Source organism: Streptomyces sp. NBC_00102 (assembly GCF_026343115.1).
Taxonomy (GTDB): domain Bacteria; phylum Actinomycetota; class Actinomycetes; order Streptomycetales; family Streptomycetaceae; genus Streptomyces.
This window is the reverse complement of the sequence record NZ_JAPEMC010000001.1, coordinates 441983-465420: the sequence shown is the minus strand read 5'-3', so window position 1 is coordinate 465420 and position 23438 is coordinate 441983. Positions and strand designations below refer to the sequence as shown.

Below are 23438 nucleotides of genomic sequence, written 5' to 3'. Positions count from 1 at the left end.
CGGAGCCCGCCGCGGTGTCCGGGATGGTCATACCGGACCAACGCCCGGGGCGCCGCCGGGTCACTGTACGAGCGGTGCGGCCGCATGTTCGATACGGGTGGCTCGCCGGAACCCGCACCGCGTCGGCGGCACCGTCGCGGTGCGCGGGTACGGCCCGGGGAGCCGGGCGGCGCGACTCAGGCGGCGCGGCGCATCCGCGGCATGCGCATCGGGCGCGAGCCGGGGCCTCCGGCGTGCGAGAACGGCTGCATCCGCCAGTCGAGCCCCTGGGGGAGCGTCAGCAGCAGAGCCGTCTCCTGCTCCTGCACCTCCAGCGTCTCGTCGGCGGGCTCGGCCTCGGCGGCGCTGCGGCCCGTGCCGGCGCAGACGGTCAGCACGAACGGGTTCCACGGGGTGGGGCAGAGCGCGTGCTCCGGGAACACGTCCTCGTCGGCCAGGAGCGCGATCGGCTGCGCGCAGTCCGGGCAGACGACCCGGTACATCTCAAAGGTGTCGTACGCGTCGGACAGGCTGTCCTCGTCCGTATCGACGGGCTCCGGTTCGCTGTGACCGGTGAGCTTCAGGCTCTGCATGGGAAGTCCCCCCTCGGTGGGCCGGTGAGGCGCGGTGGCCCCGACCACACCAAGCACTTCCCGCCGTGACTCCGCCGTAACCGCCGGCCGGGTCGACAACGGGCGGTAAACATGTGGCCTTGGTCACATGCCACCCGCAAGACCTCTTCCGGCCGTCCCCGGGCCGCTCCCCGAAGGCCCGGAACCGGGCGCGCGGGATCGTCCCCGACACGCGAAACCGGGTACCCGTACAGGGCACTTCGCCGGAGTCGCCCATGTCTGTCCGGAGCGCGACCCCCTCGTCCGCCCCGTGCCCGCACGCCCCGGCCGCTGCGCACCACGCCACCGGCCCCGCCTCGGGACTTTGCGGACCGGACCAGGGGCAATAGGTTGACCGCATGGAGGAGCTGGACCGTCAGATCGTGGAGTTGCTCGTCAAGGACGGGCGGATGAGCTACACCGACCTGGGCAAGGCCACGGGCCTGTCCACGTCGGCCGTTCATCAGCGTGTCCGCAGGCTTGAGCAGCGAGGGGTGATCCGGGGCTACGCCGCGGTCGTCGACCCCGAGGCCGTCGGCCTGCCCCTCACCGCGTTCATCTCGGTGAAACCGTTCGACCCCAGCGCCCCCGACGACATCGCCGAGCGGCTCGCCGGAGTGCCCGAGCTGGAGGCCTGCCACAGCGTCGCCGGGGACGAGAACTACATCCTCAAGGTGCGGGTGGCCACGCCGCTGGAACTGGAACACCTGCTCACCCGCATCCGCTCGCTGGCCGGGGTCTCCACCCGGACCACCGTGGTCCTGTCCACCCCGTACGAGGCGCGGCCCCCGCGCATCTGAACCAGGTCGCCCGGGGCGCGCCGCGCGCTTTCGGGAGGGGCGCGGACCACCCGCGCCGGGGCACGCGCGAGACTGGTCGCATGACCAAGAGCACCGCCCCCCAGAGCGATTCCGAACACCGCACCGTGCTGCTGCGCGGTGGAGACGTCCACAGCCCCGCCGACCCGTTCGCCACCGCGATGGTCGTCGAACGCGGGCATGTCGCCTGGGTGGGCTCCGAGGGGGCCGCCGACGCCTTCGCCGGCGCGGCGGACGAGATCGTCGATCTGGAAGGCGCCCTGGTCACCCCCGCCTTCACCGACGCGCACGTGCACACCACCTCCACCGGCCTCGCGCTCACCGGGCTCGACCTGTCGGGCGCCCGCAGCCTGGCGGAGGCGCTGGAGTCCGTCCGCGCCTTCGCCGACGGCCGGCCCTCCGACGCGGTCCTGCTCGGCCACGGCTGGGACGCCGCGCGCTGGCCCGGGCAGCAGCCTCCGTCGCGCCGCGAACTGGACGAGGCGGCGGGCGGCAGGGCCCTCTATCTGACTCGCGTGGACGTGCACTCCGCGGTCGTCACCACGGCCCTCCTGGACCGCGTCCCGGGGATCACGGCGATGGACGGGTACCGCCCCGACGCGCCGCTGACCGGCGACGCCCACCACGCGGTACGCGCCGCCGCGCACGCCACCGTGACCGCGGGGCAGCGCGCCGACGCCCAGCGCGCCGCCCTGCGCCACGCGGCCTCGCTCGGCATCGGCACGGTCCACGAGTGCGGCGGCCCCGAGATCTCCGACGAGGACGACTTCACCTCGCTGCTGGCCCTGGCAGGCGCCGAACCCGGCCCCCGGGTCCTCGGACTCTGGGCCGAGTACGTCGAGGACGAGAAGGGCGCCGCACGCATCCGCGAACTCGGCGCGCTCGGTGCCGCCGGAGACCTCTTCGCGGACGGCTCGCTCGGTTCGCACACCGCCTGCCTGCACGAGCCGTACGCCGACGCGCCGCACACCGGCGCCGCCCATCTGGATTCCGCGCGGATCGCCGCCCACGTCGCGGCCTGCACCGAGGCGGGTCTCCAGGCCGGTTTCCACGCCATCGGTGACGCGGCGCTCACCGCCGTCGTGGACGGCATCCGCGCCGCCGCCGGACGGGTCGGCCTGGCCCGCGTCCGCGCCGCGCGCCACCGCGTCGAGCACGCGGAGATGCTCACCCCCGAGACGATCGCCGCCTTCGCGGAGCTGGGCCTGACCGCCTCCGTGCAGCCCGCCTTCGACGCGGCCTGGGGCGGCGAGGACGGCATGTACGCCCGGCGCCTGGGCGCGGAGCGTGCCGCGACGCTCAACCCCTACGCGGCGCTGCTGCGCGCGGGCGTGCCGCTCGCCTTCGGGTCGGACAGCCCGGTCACCCCGCTCGACCCCTGGGGCACCGTGCGGGCCGCAGCCTTCCACCGCAACCCGGAGCACCGGATCTCCGTCCGCGCCGGATTCACCGCCCACACCCGGGGCGGCTGGCGCGCGGCGGGGCGCGACGACGCCGGAATCCTGGTGCCCGGGGCGCCTGCCGACTACGCGATCTGGCGTACCTCCGAACTGGTCGTCCAGGCCCCCGACGACCGGGTCGCCCGCTGGTCGACCGACCCCCGCTCCGGCACCCCTGGCCTGCCCGATCTCTCGCCGGAGGCCGACCTTCCGGTCTGCCTGAGCACCGTCGTGGGCGGACAGAGTGTCTACGTACGCCCGAACGAGTGACGAGGCGGGATTCCGTACCGCCGATCGATGGGGGAGTGCTCGCGCGCGACCTGCGGATCTTCGGCCCTGACCAGGCAATATGAGACAAGTTCGCAGGTCGGGCCGTTGTTGACAGAAAGCGGTCACCGGCCGGTAGGTTCGGCCGGGTCCACCACAGGACGTCCACCGGTCGAACCTCCATGCAGTCGTCGAACGCCGCTGGGTCACGGGGTGGTGAGCCGCATCGGCCCACCACCACTGACAGCCAGGTTCAGCGCCCGCGCCTCGGGGGCGAGGGAAGGTTTCGCCGGTCGACGGGTGCGACCCGGGTGGGGCCCGGACGTTCAGTAGACAACGGCTTTCGGTCGACCCGCAGCCAGCGGGCGCCAGGTCGGCCCGAAGGGCGCCGGGCCCCGATCCGCAGGTCCGGCCGCCGGTGTGCGGACCGGGTCCCGTCGGAGCGTTCGTCCCGCGTTCACCGGAAGGTCACCGTGGTCCGGCGCTGATCTGTCCTCACTTCCACGGGTCTGTCCCGCGCCCCGGACACCGCCGTGCGCCCGGGGCGCACGACGGGCCCCGGACGGTCGATATGGTGTGCATCTGCGTACGGACCTTTAAGGGGCAGTTAGTGAACGACGGCGGTCAGCGGCGGTACGACCCGCTCGGCAGAGTCCTGGTGATCATCCCGACCTACAACGAGGCCGAGAACATCAAGCCGATCGTCGACCGGGTGCGTTCCGCCGTCCCGGAGGCCGACATCCTGGTCGCCGACGACAACAGCCCCGACGGCACCGGCAAGATCGTCGACGAGATCGCGGCCGAGGACTCCCACGTGCACGCACTGCACCGCGAGGGGAAGGAAGGGCTCGGCGCCGCGTATCTGGCCGGTTTCGGCTGGGGGGCGGAGCACGGTTACGGCGTCCTCGTCGAGATGGACGCGGACGGCTCCCACCAGCCCGAGGAACTGCCCCGCCTGCTCACCGCCCTCAAGAGCGCCGACCTCGTCCTCGGTTCGCGCTGGGTGCCGGGCGGCCGGGTGGTGAACTGGCCCAAGAGCCGGGAGATGATCTCCCGCGGCGGCAGCTTCTACTCGCGGCTCGCGCTCGGCCTGGACGTCCGCGACGTGACCGGTGGCTACCGGGCGTTCCGTACCGACACCCTCAAGGGGCTCGGTCTGGACGAGGTCGCCTCCCAGGGATACTGCTTCCAGGTCGACCTGGCCCGCCGCGCGGTGGAAGCCGGATTCCACGTGGTGGAGGTGCCGATCACCTTCGTGGACCGGGAGGTCGGCGACTCCAAGATGAGCCGCGACATCCTCGTCGAGGCGCTGTTCCGGGTCACCGGATGGGGCATCACCGCCCGGGCGAACAAGGCCACCGACAAGGTGCTGGGCCGCAAGCCCGCCCCTCGGACCGGCAACGCCACGACCACGGCGGACGCCCCGGGCCAGGTCCCGGCGGACGCCCCGGAGGTGACCACCGCGGACGCCCCGGCCGGCCCCGCCCGGCGGACACCGGCCGAGACCGCTCCGGAAGCCGGCGCCGATCACGCCCCCGCCGCCCCGGCCGACGCTCCGCCCACGTCCGACCAGGCCTGACGCGCACCGTCCCCGGGGACCCGGACTCCTGGGGACGGACGCCGCCGGACGGACTCCTCGGGACGGAAACCGCGCGGGCGGGCACCCCACCCGTGCCGCTCGTACCGTCGTACAGGCACACTGGGGGCATGACGACCGGCACACCGCCCCCGAACCGTCCCCGGCGCTCGCGCGTCCGCAGATTCCTGCCGCTGGGCCTCGTCGCCTGGATGGCGCTGGAGATCTGGCTGCTGATCCTGGTGGCCGACGCGGCCGGCGGCTTCACCGTCCTGCTGCTCCTGGTGGCGGGCCTCGTATGCGGTGCGGCCGTGGTCAAGATGGCCGGACGCCGTGCCTTCTCCAACCTCACCGAGACCCTCCGGCAGACGCCGGGGCAGCCCGGCGCGGACGAGCGGCGGCCGGAGTCGCAGCCGACGGCCCGGGGCAACGGCTTCCTCATGCTCGGCGGAATCCTGCTCATGATCCCCGGCATGCTCCTGGACGTGGCCGGCCTTCTGCTCCTGGTGCCGCCCGTGCGCAAGGCGCTCAGCGGGCTCACCGAGCGGGCGCTGGAGCGCCGGATGAGCGCCGCCGCACCGGGGAGCCTCTCCGGCGCTTTCCAGCAGGCCCGTATGCACCGCCCGGACGGGAAGGTGGTCCAGGGCGAGGTCATCCGCCAGGACGGCACGCAGCCGCCCCCGCGCGGCGACGACGGTCAGCGGGGCCCCCGGCCACCGCTGGCCCCTTAGGGCGTGTCCGGCGGATCCTGACCGGGTCCGCGGCACCGAAACCGCACAAAGCCGCGGGCCGTGACACAGAAGATGTGTCACGGCCCGCGGCTGTAGTGGCCGCATGCGGTGCGGCCGTCCGTTCGGTGCTTGCGCGGATCAGGCGGACTTCCTGCTGTCCCGCGGATGCACGGCGATGTTCATGGCTCCGGAGCGAAGGACCGCCAGCCTCTCGGCCAGCACTTCCTCCAGCTCCTCGCGGGTGCGCCGCTCCATGAGCATGTCCCAGTGCGTACGCGCAGGCTTGCCCTTCTTCTCCTCGGGGCCATCCCCGTCCACCAGGAGTGCCATGGCGCCGCACGCCTTGCACTCCCACTCCGGCGGAATTTCCGCCTCTACCGAGAAGGGCATCTCAAATCGATGCCCGTTCTGGCATGCGTACTCCACCGCCTGGCGCGGGGCCAGATCGATGCCGCGGTCCGTCTCGTAGCTGGTAACCACGAGTCGCGTGCCGCGGAGAGCTCGCTCACTCATGAATCGTGCCTCCCGGGCTTGTCGCCCACAGGACAGGTGTCGCTGTCGTCGTCATCCGGTCAACGTCCGCTCGGCGGTAAAGATTCCCGTTGCCGGCCACGCGTCGCCCGTCTTGCCGCTGCTGTATCAGGGGTGATTCCCCACTGTTGCCCGGTTTGTCACCTTTGAATGGATCTGTCACCCAACAGTTTGACGTCATCCACTCGCAGTAACGGTCTTTCCGGGCAGGCCAAAGGCGTACACTACCGGCCTTTTACTTCGACGTCTAAATCCGCTCCGGTACGGGATTGCCCGCGGCGGCCACCGCAGCCCGTACGGGCACCCTCGCGAGGAGCACGGAACCGATGACGAAGAACACCACCAACGAGACGATCGCCTGCCGGTAACTGCCGGTCAGCTGGTACGCCAGGCCGAACACCAGGGGCCCCAGCCAGCTGAGTCCGCGGTCGCTCATCTCGTACGCGGAAAAATACTCGGCTTCCTTGCCGCTCGGGACCAGATGCGAAAAGAGGGAGCGGGAAAGGGCCTGGCTGCCCCCGAGGACGAGTCCGATCGCCGCCGCCAGGACGTAGAAGAAGGCGGGCGCGTCGGCCGGCAGGAAGTAGGCGGCCACCAGGATCAGCGTCCAGACCACCAGCGACGCCAGGATCGTGCGCTGCGCGCCGTACACCCGGGCCAGCCGCCCCATGCCGAGCGCGCCGGCCACCGCCAGGACCTGCACCAGCAGCACCGCGGTGATCAGCGTCGTCTGGTCGAGGCCGAGTTCCTCGGAGCCGAACACCGAGGCCTGGGAGATGACGGTCTGCACCCCGTCGTTGTAGATGAGGTACGCCAGCAGGAACGAGAGCGTCAGCGGGTGGCGCCGCATGTCGCGCAGGGTGGCGATCAGCTGCCGCCAGCCGGAGCCGACGGCGCCCTCGCCGCCCGGCGAGGTACGCCGGTCGCGCAGCCGGCGCAGCGGCACCACGGTGAAGGCGCCCCACCACAGCCCGGCCGAGGCCAGGCAGATACGCACCGACTCCGACTCGGTGAGACCGAAGGAGTCGTGCCCGCTGTAGACGATCAGGTTGAGGACGAGGACGAACGCACCCGAGGTGTATCCGAACGCCCAGCCCCGCGAGGAGATCGCGTCCCGTTCGTCCGGTTCCGCGATCTGCGGCAGGTAGGAGTTGTACAGCACCATCGACACCGAGATGGCCGCGTTGGCCACGATCAGCAGGAAGGCGCCGAGCAGATAGCGGTGGCCGTCCAGGAAGAACATCCCGGTGGTGGCCGCCGCACCCGTGTAGGCGGCCGCCGCGAGCAGGGGCTTCTTGCGGCCCGAACGGTCCGCCGCCGCGCCCACGAGCGGCATGAGCACCACCGCGAGGACCACCGACGCCGAGACCGCGTACGCGAAGAGCGACCCGGCCCGCACCGGTATGCCGAGCGGGTGCACGAACCCCTCGGAGTCGGAGGCCGCCTTCGCCACCGAGGTCAGATAGGGCCCGAGGAACACGGTGACCACGCTCGTGGAATAGACCGAGCACGCGAAGTCGTAGAAGTACCAGCCCCGTTGTTCCCGCTTGCGGGCCACGGCCGCCGCCGCGTCCGCCGGTTGCTCCGGCGGTGTCGCCGTTCCCGTGGTTCCGGTAGTCGACCCAGTCAAACCTCTGCCCCCCTGCTCGGTCCGTTCCGTTCGCACCCGCCGCCGGGGGCGGCGTCAGGACCAGGCCCCGCGCTCGCTCAGCACCGTACGCAGCGTTCCGACGTGATCGGTCATGATGCCATCCACGCCGAGGTCGAGGAGGGCGGTCATCTCCGCCGCGTCGTCGATCGTCCAGACGTGGACCTGGAGCCCGAGCGCGTGCGCCGTACGGACGAAGCGGCGGTCGACGACCCGGACGCCGTTCTGGCTCACCGGCACCTGCGCGCACACCGCGCCCCGGCGCAGCGGCGCCGGAATCCCGAACGAACGCAACCGCAGGGCCAGTACGCCCCGCACGCCGTACGAGGTGGCCAGCCGCGGGCCGCCGAGCCGCTGCGCGCGGGCCACCCGGGCCTCCGAGAACGAGCCGACGCACACCCGGTCCCAGGCGTCCGTCCGTCGGATCAGCGCGAGGAGGGGGTCGAGCGAGGACTCGGCCTTCACGTCGACGTTCCAGCGGGCCCCGGGGAACTCCTCCAGCAGGTCCTCGAAGAGCGGCAGCGGTTCACGGCCGTCCACCCGTGCCCGTCGGACCTCGCTCCACGGCAGGTCGGCTATCCGGCCGCCGGCGTCGGTGACCCGGTCCAGGGTCGGATCGTGGAAGGCGACGAGACGGCCGTCGGCCGTGGTGTGCACATCGGTCTCGAAGTACCGGTATCCCTCCGCCGCCGCACGGCGGAAGGCGGCCGCGGTGTTCTCCAGCCCGCCGGCCGCGCCGCCGCGGTGGGCGAACGGGATCGTCGACGGGTGGTCCAGATAAGGGTGGCGTACTGAGGTCACGGCCGAAGTATGGTGGCCCGCGGCGACGGCCCGGCAACGGCCCCGGTCGCTTCCGGCGACCCGGGGGTGTCGAAGAGGCGCAGGAAGAACTGGGCGAGCGGCCCGATGGCCAGCGCGTACACCACCGTGCCGATCCCGAGCGAGCCGCCGAGCGCGAACCCGGCCGCCACGACGGCGACCTCGATCACCGTGCGCACCAGGCGCACCGAGCGGCCGGTCACCCGGTGCAGGCCGGTCATCAGCCCGTCGCGCGGCCCGGGACCGAACCGGGCCGTGATGTAGAGGCCGGTCGCCGCTCCGTTGAGGACGACGCCCACCACCAGCACCGCGATCCGGGCCGCCCATCCGTGCGCCTCGGGGACGAACGCCAGGACGACGTCCATCGTGAGGCCCACCATGACGACGTTCGAGACCGTGCCCAGCCCCGGACGCTGCCGCAGCGGTATCCACAGCAGCAGCACCAGCGCGCCGATCCCGATCGACACCGTCCCGATGGCGACGCCCGTGAGCTCCGAGATCCCCTGGTGCAGTACGCCCCAGGGCTCCAGCCCCAGCCCGGCCACGACCAGCAGCGCCGAACTCGCGCCGTACAGGACCAGGCCCGCGTAGAGCCGCACCAGTCTGCGGACGAGAGAGGCGCGGTGCGGGACGGCGGTGGTGGACATGGGGTACCCCCTGCTGTGATGGTGGTGGACCGGTTCGTGTCACTCTGTGGCGGGAGATTGGCCACAGGCCATGGCCAATCCGAGGAAGGTGGACTGATTTCATGGCTCAGTGGACTTCGACAGTGGGGGCCGCCCAGCTCGCGCGGCAACTCCAGGCCCCGCTCTCCCGGCCCGGCGTCCCCGGCGCCCGGAAGCCCCCCGCCTACCGCGCCCTCGCGGACGGGGTGCGGCTGCTGGTGCTCGAAGGCCGCGTGCCGGTAGCGGCCCGCCTCCCCGCCGAACGCGAACTCGCCCTCGCCCTGGCCGTCAGCCGCACCACCGTCGCCGCGGCCTACGAGGCGCTGCGCACCGAGGGGTTCCTGGATTCCCGGCGCGGCGCCGGCAGCTGGACCGCCGTCCCCGCGGGCAACCCACTGCCCGCCCGGGGTCTGGAACCACTGCCGCCCGAGGCGCTCGGCTCGATGATCGACCTGGGCTGCGCCTCGCTGCCCGCCCCGGAACCCTGGCTGACCCGCGCCGTCCAGGGCGCCCTGGAGGAACTCCCGCCGTACGCCCACACGCACGGTGACTACCCGGCCGGCCTGCCCGCCCTGCGCCGGATGATCGCGGACCGCTACACCGAGCACGGCGTCCCCACCATGCCCGAGCAGATCATGGTGACCACGGGCGCGATGGGCGCCATCGACGCCATCTGCCACCTCTTCGCCGGGCGGGGCGAACGCATCGCGGTCGAGTCGCCGAGCTACGCCAACATCCTGCAGCTGATGCGGGAGACGGGCGCCCGGCTGGTGCCCGTCGCCATGCGGGACGGGCTCGGCGGCTGGGACCTCAACCGCTGGCGGCAGGTCCTGCGCGACGCGGCCCCCCGGCTCGCCTACGTCGTCGCCGACTTCCACAACCCCACCGGCGCGCTCGCCGACGAACAGCAGCGGCGCGGCCTGGTGGAGGCCGCACGCTCGGCCGGCACGGTCCTGGTCGTCGACGAGACGATGCACGAGCTGGCCCTCGACGACGACGTGGAGATGCCCCGCAGGGTCTGCGCGTTCGACCCGGCCGGCAGCACGGTGATCACCGTGGGCTCCGCCAGCAAGGCGTTCTGGGCCGGGATGCGGATCGGCTGGGTCAGGGCGGCGCCCGACACCATCCGCAGCCTCGTCGCGGCTCGCGCGTACGCGGACATGGGAACGCCCGTCCTGGAACAGCTGGCCATCAACTGGCTGCTGCGCACCGGAGGCTGGGCCGACGCGGTCGGGCTCCGGCGCGAACAGGCCCGGAGCAACCGCGACGCCCTGGTCGCCGCGGTGCGCCGGGAGCTGCCCGACTGGGAGTTCCAGGTGCCGCGCGGGGGTCTGACCCTCTGGGTGCGTACCGGCGGGCTCTCCGGGTCGCGCCTGGCGGTGGCGGGGGAGCGGGTGGGCGTCCGGGTGCCGTCGGGACCGCGCTTCGGCGTGGACGGGGCGTTCGAGGGGTACGTCCGGCTGCCGTTCACCGTGGGCGGGCCGGTGGCCGACGAGGCGGCGGCGCGGCTGGCCGCGGCGGCGGCGCTGGTCCGCGCCGGCGCGGGGGCGGGGGCGGACATGCCGAGGACCTTCGTGGCCTGAGAGGCGCCCGGGGCCCCGGGGCGGAACGTACGACGGGCGGGCGCGGACCCGACCGGTCCGCGCCCGCCCGTCACTCGTACCGCCGGTCAGCCTTCCGCGACCGCCGGCTGCGGTGCGCGGAACGTGTCCCGCTTCTCGAACGGGTCGCCCCCGGGCGGCTCGGGGACGGCTTCCCCGGCCACGGGTCCCGGGAGCAGGGCGAGCACGGCCCGGCGGTCCGCCTCGCCGGCGGCCTCGTCGTAAGGGTCGGGGGTGGCCGGGACCTGGAGCCTCAGCACCTCGCCCTCGCCCAACCGGGCGTATCCGCGTCCGGCGGGCACGCCGGGCACCGGCGTGGTGTGCGGCTCGGCGCCGAGGACGGCCGCCATCTGCTCGCGCGAGGCGGTGCCGAGGACGGCACGGGCCCGGGTGTGGGTCAGTACCGCGTCCGAGAGGCCCTCCACCGCGTCGAACTGGTCGGCGAGCACCACGGTGACCCCGGCCGCCCGGCCGTGCCGCAGCGGCACCTGGAGGAGGTCCTGCGGGTCGGGCCGGCCGTCCGCCGCCGCCAGATGCCCGAGGACGGACGGGCGGTCCAGCAGGATCCAGAGCGGGCGCCCGGCGCTCTCGGCGGCGGGCCGCCCGGCCTGGCGCTCGCGGTTGGCGTCGATGAGCCGCCGCTCGGTCTCGTGCGCCGCCCATTCGAGCGTCGCCAGCGCGCCCGCGAGACCGCACTCGACGGCGAGGACGCCCTCGCGCCCGGCCAGGAAGTCGTACTCGCCGCTGCCGCCACCGTCGACGACCAGCACGTCGCCGTCCCGGAGGGCCTGCAGCGCGACGGAGCGCAGCAGGGTCGTCGTACCGCTGCCGGGCGTGCCGACGGCGAGCAGGTGCGGTTCCAGGGAGCGGGGTCCGGTCCGCCAGACCACGGGTGAGGCGTCGTGGTTCGTGTCGCCGTCCTGGACCGGTACGGTGCGCCGGACCGAGCCCGGGTCCGTGAAGCCGAGGACGGTCTCGCCGGGGGCGGTGACGAACCGCTGGGCGGCGATCGTGGCGGGGAGCGGGTCGAGCACGGTCACGGCGAGCCGGTTGGCCTCCTCGTCCCACGCGAAGTGGTACTCGCGGCCCCGGCCGGACTTGGCGTGCACCACCTGCTCGATCCGGGTCCGCGCCTCGGCCTCGCCGTCGGTGAACCAGGCCGGATAGGTCACCCGGAGCCGGACGAGCCGGCCGTCGCCGTCGAAGGCGTAGTCGCCGAAGGCCTGCTCCCAGTCGCCGCCGTGGGCGAAGAGCGGTGCGGGTTCGTCGGCCACCGAGAAGGAGGGGACCAGCGCCTCGTACAGGGTGCGCAGCCGGGTCTCCTCGGCCTCGTCCGGGCCGGTCTTCGCCGGGGTGCGGTCGCGGCCCTTCCACGCGGCGGCGCCCATCACCGCGATCACGGCCAGTACCGGCCCGTGCGGGACGAGCGCCACCGCGGTCAGGCAGGCCGCGACGAGGAGCAGCTTGGAACCGCGCCGGTCCTTGGGCGTCGCGGCCCATCTCTGCCGTCCTGCGACGGCCAGCAGCCGCAGACCACGGGTGATCGTGATCAGCGGGTGGAGGACGTCGGTGGCGCTGTCGGCGGCCGTGCGCGCGAGCTCGCGGCCGCGAGTGATCGATGCGCCGCCGCTGCTCAGAATGCGGGGAAGTGGTCGCCGGGCCACGTCTGTCTCCTGGATGGGTCCTGGATGGGGTGGGGGTGGGTACGGAGGATCAGAACTTGATCCCGCCCAGCAGGCCGGCGAGGCTCGCCCCGCCCGCCGTGATGCTGGGCGCGATGGCGGTGCCGGCCAGGTAGAAGCCGAACAGGGCGCAGATCAGCCCGTGGGACGCCTTCAGCCCGTCCTTCTTGAAGAACAGGAAGGCGATGATGCCGAGCAGTACCACGCCCGAGATGGAAAGGATCATGAGCGGTTCTCCTGGTTGAGAGGGGCGGTCACGATGAGTCCTTCCAGGCTCACCCGGTGTACCTATACGATAAAAGGTGCATTGGAGTGAGAAAGTGGCGTTTTCACTCGAACGGCCCAAGAAAGGTGGCCACCCGGCCGAACGCGGGGTGCGTCGGACACCCGCCTCGAATGTGAGGAAAGCCGCACTTCGGGGCGGCGGCCGCGCACCGCGACCGCCGCCCGCCCGCCCCCGGGACCAGCCCATCCGGGCGTCCCCCAGGTGTCCAGGACCGGCGCCGTTGCGGGGCAGTACCCTGTCGGTTTACCCGCGCGGCCCCCGGTGCCGTACGCCCCGGCCGGGCAGCGGCGACGACTACGGCAACGACAGCGGTCAAGGAAGGCGGTCCGTCCGATGAGCGAAACCCCCGACCCCGAGGTGGTCGAACTGGCCACGAAGGTCTTCGACCTCGCCCGCCGCGGCGAGACGGACGCCCTCGCCGCCTACGTGGACGCGGGAGTGCCCGCCAACCTCACCAACGACCGGGGCGACTCGTTGCTGATGCTCGCCGCTTACCACGGCCACGCGCCCGCCGTCACCGCTCTCGTGGCCAGGGGCGCCGACCCCGACCGTGCCAACGACCGGGGCCAGACCCCGCTCGCCGGAGCCGTCTTCAAGGGCGAGCCCGCCGTCGTCGAGGCACTGCTCGCCGCGGGCGCCGATCCGGCCGGCGGGACGCCCTCCGCGGTGGACACCGCGCGCATGTTCGGCAAGGCCGACCTGCTGGAACTCTTCGGTGCGCGCTGACACCGCCGCCCGCACGGGCGGCAGGGCCCACGGCGACCGGTCCGTCGGAAATGTGGTCGCGGTGGCGAAATGGCTGGGTCATCATGACGTCGCGGGTCCGCTCCGGACCACCGACGAGAGGCAGAGGAAGATGCTCGACACCAGGCAGAAGACGGCGGTCGGCCGATCATGTCGCTGCGCGGCATAGTGCTCCGGCACTTGGAACTGCACAGTCCCGGTTGCGTCGACAGCTTGATGTGAGGCTTTCTCCATGTTCGATCCATTCATAGCGCCGAGCGGCACCCTGCTCGGCCTGCTGCAGAGGGGCCGCGGCGACGGCACGCTCCACGCGCTCGCCGCACCCCGTCCCGAGGCGCTCGCGGCACTCGACACCTGCGTTCTGGCCGACCCCCGCCACGACTGGCAGGTCGAGAACCGCTCCCTTTACTACGCCCGGCTCTACATCGACCTCGACGGCGGTCTGGAGGAGATCGAGCGCCACCTCGCCGATCCCGAGGACCACCTCGACACCGACGACTCCCGCACGGGCCTGGCCCTCGCGGTCCTCGGCCACCTCGCCTCGTACGGACGCGGCGACGCCCTGGCGCTGCTGCGGACGTACGCCGCCACCGGCGCCAACTGGGCCTGGGCGCTCGACGAGCTCGCCCTGCGCGACGACGACGCCGGGCTGCGCTCCCTCGCGCTGCCCGTCCTCGCCCGCTTCGCCGACACCCCCGAAGGCGCCGCCGAGCTCGCCGCCGCCGTACGCGACGCCTTCGAACCGCGCCCCTGGCGGCTGTGGGCCGACGACCCGCGCGCCGCCGTCGGCGCCCGCATCCGGACCGCCACCGAGCGCGGCTCCTTCGACCGCTGGCAGCGCCAGATGGCACCCGGCGGCCCCCGCCCCGGTTGGAGCGTCCAGGCGGTCCTGGACTGGGCCCAGCAGGCCCTGGAACGCGGCAAGGCCCTGCACGTGCCCGCCGCCCGCTGCCTCGCCGCGGTCGCGGGCACCGAGGACCGGCCCGAGATCGTGGCAGCGGCCCGCAGCGGCCCCGACGGCGCTCGCTGCGCCGCCCTGCACTACCTCGTCGAGACCGAGGACCCCGCGGTGCTCGACCTGATCGAGGCCGCAGCCGCCGACCCCTCGCGCACCGTCGCCGAGGCCGCCGTCTCCGCCTTCGAGCGGATGCCCGGCGAAGCCGCCGTCGATCGGGCCCGACGCTGGGCGCACCGGCCCGACGCCCTCGGCGCCTCGGCCGCCGGCACCCTCGCCCGCCGGGGCGGACCGGCCGACGCCCCGCTCGTCCTCGGCGCGCTGCGCGAGGCCGTGCGCGCGGGCCGGCCGGACCCCCTGCGCCTCGGCCCGCTGGTCGACGGAGCGGGCCGCCTCGGCATCGTTTGCGCCGCTCCCGTCCTGCGCCACGTCTACCGGGAGACCACCTCCTCCCACCTGAGGGGCCGCGCCGCCCGCGCGCTCGCCGCCACCGATCCGTCCTTCGCGACCGGATTCGCCGTCGAATGCCTGTGGGACTGCGAGGAGACCACCCGCGAGATCGCCGCGCTGCACGCGGAGACCGGTGACGTCCGCGTCGCCGAGCGGCTGCGACGCCTCGCCGCCGACCCCGCCGAGGAGGCCGAGGTGCAGTCCGCCGTACGCAGCCGCATCGAGCCCGAGGCGACCGGCGTCTGACCCGGCACCGACGACACGGTGACGCCCCGGGGACGGTGGGCAGGTTCCGGCGGTCCCCGGGGGCGCGGAACACCCCGGCGCCGCCCGGCGCGCACGACGGTACGTGCGCCATGCACGGGTGACAACGGCCACGGGACGTTGTCCGGCCGGACAGATCCTTGTCGGCCCGCTCTCGCCCGGGTTGAGAACAACCCCCGTATGCGTGTCGTCATCGTCACCGAATCCTTCCCGCCGGACGTCAACGGCGTGGCCCACTGCACCCTGCAGACCGCACGGCACCTCGCCGCCCGCGGTCACCAGCCGCTCGTCGTCGCACCGGCCGCCGCCGGCGCCGGCGCGACGCGAGACCCCGACGCCGACGCACCCTGCCCGGTGGTCCGCGTCCCCTCCCTCCCGCTCCCCGGCTACCCGCAGGTACGGGTGGCCCTCCCCGGCCGCAGGCTCGCCGCTGCCCTCACCGCCCACCGCGCCGAACTCGTCCACCTCGCAAGCCCGTTCGTGCTCGGTGCGCGCGGAATGAACGTCGCCGGACGGCTCGGGCTGCCCGCCGTCGCCGTCTACCAGACCGACCTCGCCGGCTACGCCCGCACCTATCTGAGGACCGGCGAACAGACCGCCTGGCGCCGCATGCGCGCCGTCCACGCCGCCGCCGACCGCACCCTCGCCCCCTCCACCGCCGCACTGGGCGACCTCGTCGCCCACGGCGTACCGCGCGTCCACCTCTGGCCCCGGGGCGTCGACACCGCGCGGTTCCACCCCGGCCTGCGCGACGAGGAGCTGCGCCGGGCCCTGGCCCCGGGCGGCGAACGCCTGGTCGGATACGTCGGACGCCTCGCACCCGAGAAGCACGTCGAACTCCTCGCCGGCGCCTGCGGCGTCCCCGGCGTCAAGCTCGTCGTCGTCGGCGACGGACCCAGCGCCGCCTCGCTGCGCGGCGCCCTCCCCGGGGCCGTCTTCCTCGGCCGTCGCACCGGCGACGAACTCGCCCGGATCTACTCCTCGCTGGACCTTTTCGTGCACACCGGCCCGTACGAGACCTTCTGCCAGACCGTCCAGGAGGCGATGGCGTCCGGGCTGCCGGTCGTCGCCCCCGCCGCGGGCGGACCGCTCGACCTGGTCGACCAGGGCCGCACCGGACTGCTCGTCCGCCCGCTCGACGCCGGGGCCGTCCGCGACGCCGTACGGGCGCTCACCGCCGACCCCGAGCGCGCCGCGGCCTACGGGCGGGCCGGACAGGAGACGGTACGGGGCCGCACCTGGGAAGCCGTCGGCGACCTGCTCCTGCACCACTACGACGAGGTACTGCGCGCACGCACGGCGGTGGCCGCGTGAACGGGCTCAGGATCGTCAGACTCGCCAACTTCGTCACCCCCTCCTCCGGCGGACTGCGCACCGCCCTCGACGAACTCGGCCGCGGCTACCGCGAAGCCGGACACGACCCCGTCCTGGTCGTCCCCGGCTCCGAGGCCGCCGACCACCGCACCCCGGCGGGCCGGGTGATCACCCGGCCCGGCCCGGTACTGCCCGGCAGCGGCGGCTACCGCGTCCTGCTCGGCCGCCGCCGGCTCACCGCCCTGCTGGAGGAACTCCGCCCCGACCGGCTGGAGGTCTCCGACCGCACCAGCCTGCGCTGGACCGGAGAATGGGCCCGCCGCGCCCGCGTCCCGGCCGTCATGGTCTCCCACGAGACGGCCGACGGAGTCCTGCGCACCTGGGGCGTCCCGGACCGGGCCGCCCGGCTCGCCGCCGACCGCCTCAACACCCGCAGCGCGCACGCCTTCACCCGGATCGTCTGCACCACCGAATGGGCCGCCCGCGAGTTCCTGCGGACCGGCGCCACCAACGTCGTCCGCGCACCCCTCGGCGTCGACCTGCGGCGCTGTGACCCCGGGCGTCACGACCCGCGGCTGCGGACCCGGCTGCTCCGGGGCCAGGACGTCGTGCTCCTGCTCTGCTCCCGGCTCTCCGTCGAGAAACGCCCCGGACGTGCCCTCGACGCCCTGGCCGCGCTGCGCGCGCACGGCGGGGTCCGGGCGAGCCTGGTGGTGGCCGGGGACGGCCCGCAGCGGGCCGCGCTCGAACGCCGCGCCACGGCCGAACGCCTCCCCGTGCTCTTCCTCGGCCACATCGCCTCCCGCGACCGGGTGGCAGGCCTCCAGGCCTCCGCCGACCTCGTCCTCGCCCCCGGCCCCGCCGAGACCTTCGGTCTCTCCGCGCTGGAGGCCCTCGCCTGCGGCACCCCTGTGGTGGCGAGCGCCACCTCGGCACTGCCCGAAGTCGTCGCCGGAGCCGGGCTGTCCGCCGCCGACACCGGCGAGGCGTTCGCCGCCGCGGTACGCGAACTGCTCGCCCGTCCCGAGAAGGAGCGCCGGACCGCCGCACGGGAACGCGCCGAGCTCTACGGCTGGGACCGCTCGGTCGCCGCCTTCCTGGAGGCGCACGACGCCCGCCGCGACGAGGTCAGGGAGGCCCGGGCATGAGCGCGCCCACCGACGTCACGGCCCGCGACGAGGTTCCCCGCGAGGTGGCGGACCCGCCCGCCCCGCTGCGGTTCGCGGCGCTCGGCGACTCGTTCACGGCCGGGATCGGCGACCCGGCGGCCCACGGCCGGCGGGGATGGGCCGGACTCCTCGCGGACGCGCTCGGCGACGGCTCCCGGGGCGTGGAGTTCCGCAACTACGCGGTGAGCGGATCGCTCTCGGCGGACGTGCGCGAACACCAGGCCCCGGCCGCCGCCGCGTTCCGGCCCGACCTCGCGGCCGTCGTCTTCGGCACCAACGACACCCTGCGCCACCCCTTCGACCTGGAGCGCCTCGCTCTCCGCATGGACGAGGTCTGCGCCCTCCTCGCGGCGGGCGGCGCCGTACTCCTGACGGCCTGCCTGCCGGACCCGGGGGCCGTCCTGGGGCTGCCCGCCGCACTCGGCCGCCCGCTCGCACGCCGCCAGCACGGCGTGAACGCCGTCGTGCACCACCTCTCCGCCCGGTACGCGGCGGTCCACCTGCACGCCGGCGACCCCGCCTGGGTGGCCGACCGCTCGCTGTGGAGCCCGGACCGCCTGCACCCCGCCGAACGCGGACACCGCAAGGTCGCCGCCGACTTCCACCACCTGCTCACCGCGCGCGGCCTGGCGACCGGAGCGCCGCCCGGGCCCGAGCCCCGGCTGCCCCGTCCCGGCCGCGCGGCATCCACCCGGATCCTCGTCACCGAGGGCGCGGGGTGGCTGGCCCGCCGCTCCACCGACCTGCTGCCCCACCTGTTCCTGCTGGCCGCCCGGGAGGCCGGCCACGCCGCCCTCGGCACCACCGCCCGCCTCGACGAGGAGCACCGGCGGACCGTGCTCGCCGCACTGACCGCGCTGATCCCTTCGACCGCGCCGATCCCCTCGACCGCCCTGATCCTCGACCGCGCCGACCCCCTCGCCCGCGCCGACTCCTGACGAACACCCGGCGACGACCGATGACTTGGAGGCCACCACCACGTTCGTCGCCGCGCTCGTGGGCACCTGCGCCTCAATGCCGGTACCGCCTGCGGCGGTGACCGGGGAACCCGGCCGGCCACCCGAGTGCCTTCGTCCGGATCAGGACGGAGCCGGAACGTCGGTCAGCGCGGCCGCGGTCAGAGTGAGGTGCTGGGTCAGGATCGCGGCCGCGGTGTCGGCGTCGCGGGCCAACGCCGCCTCCTCCAGCGCGCGGTGTTCCTCGACGCCGTCCCGGCCGGGGCTGCGTCGCGCCGACCATCGGCGGGCCAGCTCACTCGCGGTCCACAGCCGGTCGAAGGTCTCCAGCAGAGCGCGGTTTCCACACCCGTCCAGCAACGTGCGGTGAAAGACCCTGTGCGCCTCTGCCCAAGCGGCGGTGTAGTGCTCGCCCTCCTCCGGCGCGTACGCCGGTGTGCGGACCAGGCGATGGTGGGCGGCCCGCACGCGGGCCTCCCATTCGACGTCGCCACGGTCGACGGACATGCGCAACACGACCGGCTCGACGGTCCGGCGGGCTTCCGCGATCTCCTGCCAGCGACGGTCGGTGAAGGACGGCACCGCGAAACCACGGTTGGGCAGCCGGTCGGCGAGCCCGTCGCCGACCACCCGTACGAGCGCCTCACGCACCACGGCCAGGCTCACACCCTGCTCCTTGGCAAGGTCCTGCGGCTTGAGGGGGGAGCCGGGGGCGTGGTCCCCCCGCATGATCGCGTCCCGCAGGTGTGCGTAGACCTGCTCGGAGAGCATCTGCTTCCCCGGCGCGGTCGAGGCTCGTGCCGTCTGACTCATCAGCCCATCCTACGGCCGACCAGACGATTTCTGGGATAATCGATTATGCGTGTTACTGTCGATTAAGGTTCGGTCGGCGTGGCGTCCCCGTCCGGTGACGAGCGCCCCGCCGTGCCACACCCTCAACAGCCCCTCGAGGGACGTCGTCCCGCCCGACGTCGCACCTTCCGTTCCCGGCCCCGCCGTCGTCGTTCGCGTCCTCGTACGCGTGGCGCCGGCCACCTCTGCCGGAGGCCGCCCGGCCGCCCGACCCTGGAGACAGCATCGCCATGCACCTCGACACCCTTCCCGGTCCCACCCGTACCGGCGGCGGTCCGACGGACCCGAACGCCGTGCGGCTCGTCGGCCAAGCCGTCAGCGCCGCCCACCTGTTCATCTACTTCGCCCCCGAGGCCACCGAGGAGGCGGCCACGCTCGGCGTGACCGACCGGGGTCCGGCCTATCTGGCCTTCCGGTCGGCCGCCATGGGCGCGGTTCCGTGGCAGGTCACGCTCGCGGCCTTCTACAACTTCAGCCCGCGGGCCGTGCGGGCCATGGCGGGCGTGTGGGACGCCGCGCCGCCCGAGCGGTGGCAGGCCGCCCGCTTCCTCGTCGCCGCACGCGCGATGCGGCGCGCCGGCGTACGGCTCACGGACGAACACCTGGCCGAGGCGCGCTCGCTCATCGACCCGGTCGTCGCCGGAGCCGACTACGCCGGAAAGGTGCTGGCCGCCGCGAACGCAGCGGTCCCGCTTCCTTCCGATCCGCTGGTCGCCCTGTGGCAGCAGATCACCGTGGTGCGCGAGTGGCGCGGCGACGCCCATCTCGTCGTACTCGCAGGCCACGGTCTCGGGCCGTGCGACTGCCTCGTTCTGCACACCGCGACCGGGCGTCTCCCGACCGCCGTCGTGCGAGAGACCCGTCAATGGACCGACGACGAGTGGAGCGCCGCCACGGCGCGTCTCGTCGCACGCGGCTGGCTCGACTCCCACGCCACGCTCACCGAGGCCGGCCGTGCGGCCCGCGAGCACATCGAAGAGGTGACGGACGAGCACTGCGCCGCGCTGTGGGCGCCGATCGGTGACGCGGGCATCCGCCGCCTCGCGTCGCTGATCGCGCCGATCGGTGACGCGTTCACCGCGGCCGGGACGCTCCCGGCCTCGCGGAGGGCATGAACGCGACTCGACGGCCGCGGCGGTGACTCCCGGCGCGGCGGGACGCCGCCGCCCGAGCGCAGCCGTTCGCGGCCGGCACCCGAGACGGCTCGCGAACCGTCTCGGGGGCCGGTTCGCGGGGCGACCGTACCGGCCGTCCCGCGGCCCGCACCGTCCAGGTGCCCCGCACCTCCGCGGAGACCGGCTGCCTCCGTGCTCACCGTGCGTCGGGGACGGGCGGCGGCCGGCGGTGACCGGTTCCGCGGAGGTCCGGAGCCTGCGGCGGGGCAGTCCGCGCCCGCCGCGGCACCGGCGTCCCGCGCCGCCCGCGGGCTCCCGGTGACGCCCGCGCACGCTCTCGTACCGGCCCGGACGCCCGCTGGGCGGAGCGGCCGGATCTGCGCCGTTTCGACCGTTGTCAGGGTGAGGACCTAATCTGTGACGCGTGACTTCGCCTGCCGATACGGACAACGCCGCGCCCCAGCTCAGCGCGGGCCCGCGGCCCGCCCTCGGCCCGGCCGCCGACGAGGGGCTGGCGCGGCGGCTCCGCGCGCTCGCCTGTACCGCCCCGCTGCACGATCTCGACGTGCGCAAGGCGAACCTCGCCGGTGAGTACACGGTCTACTCGATGGCCGAGGTCGCCCTCGCCGCGATCGACGTGGTCACCCTCAACATGGACTTCGACACCGGCGCCGACCACGAACAGATAGTGACCAGGCTGCTGCCCCGGGTCCACGCCCAGGCCCCCGGCCGCCCCGCCGCCGAGCACGAGCGGGTCGCCCGCTGGGTGCTGGACAACCTCATCAACGTCGGCAGCGTCGACCGCGGCTTCCGGGCCGTCTACGGCACCTTCGGACCCGACGGCGTGTACGTCCGCAGGGACTACGACTTCAAGCTCGTCGAGGAGGTCCCCGGCCACGGCGGCACCGTCTTCCTCCGGGCGACCGACGAGGCCGTCAACGTCCTCGTCGGCGCCCTGGACACCGACGTCACCAGCGCGCAGATCGCCGCCGAGGTCAAACTGGAGGTGCTCGTCAGCCGGGGCCGCCTCGCCGACGCGCAGCTCGCCGCCGAACAGGCCCGCTACCGCACCGTGCAGTACGCCGAGACGCTCCGCCGCACGCTGGAGGCGACCCGCCGCAACGTCCGCGCCGTCGACTGGCTCAATGCCGTCCCCGACATGATCGCCGAGGCGCTCGACCACGTCGCCGACCGCTACCGCCACGAGAACGCGATCCTCACCAACATCCGCAAGGCGCGCGACGAGGCCGAGGAACCCGAGAACAAGCGCCGCGCCGCCGAACTCGTCGACATCGTCAAGGACTGCATCCGCCGCCACACCCAACTGCAGTCCCGGCTCCTGGAAGCGGGCCCCCTCTTCCGCGCCGAACAGGACCGGCAGGCCTTCGCCGCCCCGGCCTCGCGCACCGGACTCGACCTCTACGGCCAGCTCCTCGCCCCGATCCTGCCGCTCCCCGTCGAGCGGTCCATCCGGGCCACCGACGCGTTCTTCGCCCGGGGCACCGGACTGCGCACCCCCGTCTCCGTACGCGTCGGCGACCTCGTCGACCTGCTACTCGCCCCGCCCGTGGAGCGCGAACACCTGGGCGTCGAGATGCCCGAGCCCGACCTGATCGCCACCCCCGACGACAGCCGGTTCAGCGAGGACCAGCTCGCCGCCGCCATGACCCTGCTCGACCTGGAGTACGAAGCCCCCCGCCGGCTCTCCGGCCTGCTGGCCGAGGCCCGCGCCACCGGCGACCCGGAACTGCCGTACCTGGTGGCCCTGCTGGCCGTCCACGCGGCGAGCCCGCCGGTCGGCACCGCCTACCGCCAGGGGGAGCGGCGACTGCTCTTCGCCGTGGACGACGGCACCGAGCTCGACGACCCCGAGTTCGGCGGCGCCGACCTCGTCGTCGGCACCGCCCTGCTCGACGCGGCCGGTATGGCCGCCGACCGCAAGGAGGCGTCATGAGCACCCCGCCGGCAGCGGCGCCCCGCGCCCCCATGTCCGTACCGAAGCAACTCCGCACCGAGGAGCCCCAGCAGTGAGCGACCACCGCGCCGAGCACACCGACGCGTGGGACGAACCCGCCGTCACCCCCGCCGTGGAGCCCGCTCCCGCCCCGGGACAGGCGTCCGTCACCCCGGCCGACGCCGCCGACGCCGCACGCCTGGTCTCCTTCGGACTCCAGCCCAAACTGGTCCCCGCACGCGACGCCGAGTACGCCGACCTGCTGCGCCGCTACCGCGAGGAGCCCGCCTTCGGACGGCTCGCGGACGCCGTCGCCACCGGCCTCGGCCTGGTCGTCCTCGAAGTCTCCACCCGCGCCGGCATGGCCGTCACCGCCGACGAGGACTCGGTCTTCGCCGTACGCATGGGCGACTACGCCCGCCGCGCGTCCTCCGACGCGGCCGACCGGTTCCTGCACGGCCTCGCCCACCTCGCCGTCGCCGCCATGGCCTTCCCCCGGCCCGAGGACCTCGCCGACGACGCCTACATCGGCCGCATCACCGTCAACGGCGTCGACGCCTTCGTCCGCCAGGCGAGCCTGCGGCTGGAGGAGCGCGCCGCGGAGCAGGGCGAGAACACCGACCCCACGAGCGACAGCCCCGGCCTCGAAGCCGGCTGGCGGGTCTACGCCCGCCGCAGCGCGACCGGCGCCACCAAGGACGCCCGCCGCCTCGCCGGATCGACCACCGGCATCATCGGCAAGGCCGTCGCCTTCCTCACCGACTCCGGGTTCCTCCAGCGCACCGGCGACGACGCGGGCGGCACCTACCGCACCACCGCGCGCTACCAGCTCCAGGTACGCGACATGGCGGGCAGCGCCGCCATGGCCGAACTGCTGGAGCTCGGGGTCGTCCCCGTCACCGACGGCAGCGCCACCCTGCTGCCACCGCGCGACACCGACGACCTGGATCTCGCGGCCGACGCCGGCCTGCCCTTCCACGGCTGACGCGCCCCCACCCGACTTCCCACCTGA

The 23438-nt window shown here is 74.1% G+C and carries 20 protein-coding genes and 1 pseudogene; 13 read left to right on the top strand and 8 right to left on the bottom strand.

Annotation, left to right across the window (positions count from 1 at the left end; genetic code table 11):
- Positions 1-176: 176 nt before the first annotated feature.
- Positions 177-572, bottom strand: a complete 396-nt coding sequence (locus OHA55_RS02095) for a hypothetical protein (RefSeq protein WP_266702192.1) — start codon at positions 570-572, stop codon at positions 177-179.
- Between the two features lie 377 nt (positions 573-949).
- On the opposite strand from OHA55_RS02095, the gene OHA55_RS02090 reads away from it, so the two are divergent.
- From OHA55_RS02090 to fxsA, 4 genes and pseudogenes are all read left to right on the top strand, one after another.
- The gene (locus tag OHA55_RS02090; protein ID WP_014044761.1) at positions 950-1390 is read left to right on the top strand and encodes an Lrp/AsnC family transcriptional regulator; all 441 of its coding nucleotides are present in this window, start codon (positions 950-952) and stop codon (positions 1388-1390) included.
- Positions 1391-1470: 80 nt separating this feature from the next.
- Positions 1471-3117, top strand: a complete 1647-nt coding sequence (locus tag OHA55_RS02085; RefSeq protein ID WP_266702189.1) for an amidohydrolase — start codon at positions 1471-1473, stop codon at positions 3115-3117.
- A gap of 607 nt (positions 3118-3724) precedes the next feature.
- Positions 3725-4495 (top strand): annotated as a pseudogene (locus OHA55_RS02080) (polyprenol monophosphomannose synthase); the annotation flags it as partial.
- 326 nt (positions 4496-4821) lie between these two features.
- Positions 4822-5421, top strand: a complete 600-nt coding sequence (fxsA, locus tag OHA55_RS02075) for an FxsA family membrane protein (RefSeq protein WP_266702187.1) — start codon at positions 4822-4824, stop codon at positions 5419-5421.
- A 138-nt stretch (positions 5422-5559) separates the two neighbouring features.
- On the opposite strand, the gene OHA55_RS02070 is transcribed toward fxsA, so the two are convergent.
- The 4 genes from OHA55_RS02070 to OHA55_RS02055 form a co-directional block, all read right to left on the bottom strand.
- Positions 5560-5934 (bottom strand): RNA polymerase-binding protein RbpA, encoded by a 375-nt coding sequence (locus OHA55_RS02070; RefSeq protein ID WP_007262928.1) that lies wholly within the window; start codon positions 5932-5934, stop codon positions 5560-5562.
- Positions 5935-6199: 265 nt separating this feature from the next.
- Positions 6200-7510, bottom strand: a complete 1311-nt coding sequence (locus OHA55_RS02065) for an MFS transporter (protein ID WP_266710387.1) — start codon at positions 7508-7510, stop codon at positions 6200-6202.
- Positions 7511-7636: 126 nt separating this feature from the next.
- On the bottom strand, positions 7637-8401 hold the full coding sequence (locus tag OHA55_RS02060; RefSeq protein ID WP_266702185.1) for a glycerophosphodiester phosphodiesterase family protein: 765 nt from the start codon (positions 8399-8401) through the stop codon (positions 7637-7639).
- A complete protein-coding gene (locus OHA55_RS02055; protein WP_266702184.1) occupies positions 8398-9066 on the bottom strand; it encodes a YitT family protein in 669 nt (222 codons plus the stop codon). Before OHA55_RS02055 ends, OHA55_RS02060 begins: the two co-directional genes overlap by 4 nt.
- A 101-nt stretch (positions 9067-9167) precedes the next feature.
- Between OHA55_RS02055 and OHA55_RS02050 the strand changes: the two genes are divergently transcribed.
- On the top strand, positions 9168-10667 hold the full coding sequence (locus OHA55_RS02050; protein WP_266702182.1) for a PLP-dependent aminotransferase family protein: 1500 nt from the start codon (positions 9168-9170) through the stop codon (positions 10665-10667).
- Positions 10668-10753: 86 nt separating this feature from the next.
- Here the strand turns inward: OHA55_RS02050 and OHA55_RS02045 are convergent, their stop codons facing one another.
- Both OHA55_RS02045 and OHA55_RS02040 read right to left on the bottom strand, forming a co-directional pair.
- The gene (locus OHA55_RS02045) at positions 10754-12349 is read right to left on the bottom strand and encodes a hypothetical protein (protein ID WP_266702180.1); all 1596 of its coding nucleotides are present in this window, start codon (positions 12347-12349) and stop codon (positions 10754-10756) included.
- 49 nt (positions 12350-12398) lie between these two features.
- Positions 12399-12593 (bottom strand): hypothetical protein, encoded by a 195-nt coding sequence (locus tag OHA55_RS02040; protein ID WP_266702178.1) that lies wholly within the window; start codon positions 12591-12593, stop codon positions 12399-12401.
- 393 nt (positions 12594-12986) lie between these two features.
- Between OHA55_RS02040 and OHA55_RS02035 the strand changes: the two genes are divergently transcribed.
- The 5 genes from OHA55_RS02035 to OHA55_RS02015 all read left to right on the top strand — a co-directional run bounded on the left by OHA55_RS02035 (position 12987) and on the right by OHA55_RS02015 (position 18487).
- On the top strand, positions 12987-13379 hold the full coding sequence (locus OHA55_RS02035) for an ankyrin repeat domain-containing protein (protein ID WP_266702176.1): 393 nt from the start codon (positions 12987-12989) through the stop codon (positions 13377-13379).
- 250 nt (positions 13380-13629) lie between these two features.
- Positions 13630-15048 carry a HEAT repeat domain-containing protein gene (locus OHA55_RS02030; RefSeq protein WP_266702175.1) on the top strand — a complete coding sequence of 473 codons (1419 nt, stop codon included), beginning with the start codon at positions 13630-13632 and terminating at the stop codon, positions 15046-15048.
- A gap of 198 nt (positions 15049-15246) precedes the next feature.
- The gene (locus OHA55_RS02025; protein ID WP_266702173.1) at positions 15247-16380 is read left to right on the top strand and encodes a glycosyltransferase family 1 protein; all 1134 of its coding nucleotides are present in this window, start codon (positions 15247-15249) and stop codon (positions 16378-16380) included.
- Positions 16377-17528: a glycosyltransferase gene (locus tag OHA55_RS02020; RefSeq protein WP_266702172.1), complete on the top strand. Its 1152-nt coding sequence runs from the start codon at positions 16377-16379 to the stop codon at positions 17526-17528. Before OHA55_RS02025 ends, OHA55_RS02020 begins: the two co-directional genes overlap by 4 nt.
- Positions 17525-18487 (top strand): SGNH/GDSL hydrolase family protein, encoded by a 963-nt coding sequence (locus OHA55_RS02015; protein ID WP_266702171.1) that lies wholly within the window; start codon positions 17525-17527, stop codon positions 18485-18487. The genes OHA55_RS02020 and OHA55_RS02015 overlap by 4 nt, the downstream gene beginning before the upstream one ends.
- A 141-nt stretch (positions 18488-18628) precedes the next feature.
- Here the strand turns inward: OHA55_RS02015 and OHA55_RS02010 are convergent, their stop codons facing one another.
- Positions 18629-19318, bottom strand: a complete 690-nt coding sequence (locus tag OHA55_RS02010; RefSeq protein WP_266702169.1) for a GntR family transcriptional regulator — start codon at positions 19316-19318, stop codon at positions 18629-18631.
- A gap of 269 nt (positions 19319-19587) precedes the next feature.
- Here OHA55_RS02010 and OHA55_RS02005 point away from each other — a divergent pair, with 269 nt between their 5' ends.
- The 3 genes from OHA55_RS02005 (at position 19588) to OHA55_RS01995 (ending at position 23411) form a co-directional block, all read left to right on the top strand.
- Positions 19588-20472: a hypothetical protein gene (locus OHA55_RS02005; protein ID WP_266702167.1), complete on the top strand. Its 885-nt coding sequence runs from the start codon at positions 19588-19590 to the stop codon at positions 20470-20472.
- Positions 20473-20896: 424 nt separating this feature from the next.
- Complete coding sequence (locus OHA55_RS02000) at positions 20897-22426, top strand: hypothetical protein (protein ID WP_266702165.1); 1530 nt, start codon at positions 20897-20899, stop codon at positions 22424-22426.
- A 73-nt stretch (positions 22427-22499) separates the two neighbouring features.
- Positions 22500-23411 carry a hypothetical protein gene (locus OHA55_RS01995; RefSeq protein ID WP_266702163.1) on the top strand — a complete coding sequence of 304 codons (912 nt, stop codon included), beginning with the start codon at positions 22500-22502 and terminating at the stop codon, positions 23409-23411.
- The last annotated feature ends 27 nt before the right edge of the window (positions 23412-23438 follow it).